At 71.6% G+C, this 440-nt stretch carries 1 protein-coding gene; it reads right to left on the bottom strand.

Features of this window, described 5'->3' with window-relative positions; translation table 11 throughout:
* Positions 1-440, bottom strand: a 440-nt coding sequence (locus HPY23_RS34275; RefSeq protein WP_200649718.1) for a hypothetical protein, incomplete at both ends; no start/stop codon positions are given.

Raw genomic sequence — 440 nt, 5'->3', positions numbered from 1 at the left:
CCCGGCGACAGGGAGATGCCGGCCGCACCCGCCGCGGCGGAGGTGAACACGATCTGGCTGACGCCCGGCCCGTCACCCTTCAGGCTGACGGTTTTCCCGTTGCAGGCCAGACGGCCATTCGACTGCGGCATGCCCTTCGGCAGGTAGATCGTCCCACCCGAGGCCGGCAGGCTGGCACATGCCTTGGTGAACCGCGCGGAGAGATCCGAGCCCGTGAACGCCATCACGTTGGCGCGGTCGCTGAACCAGTCGCTGAGCTTGCGCGGCAGATCGGCGCCGGGCGGCGTCGCCGTGAAGGGCCCGATCTCGCCCGAACTCTGGCCGCGATCGGTCGGCGGCAGCCGGAGGCCGTTGTAGCTGGGCGTGCCGCCGCGGGTGAAGGCGTCGGGGTCGAGCGCGAGCGCGCGTCCGGCATCGAACAGCGCGAACAGCGCGAGGAC

This window comes from Methylobacterium ajmalii (assembly GCF_016613415.1).
In the GTDB taxonomy this organism is placed as follows: Bacteria; Pseudomonadota; Alphaproteobacteria; order Rhizobiales; family Beijerinckiaceae; genus Methylobacterium; species Methylobacterium ajmalii.
The sequence above is the reverse complement of the archived record's forward strand: the minus strand, read 5'-3'. Positions and strand labels throughout refer to the sequence as shown.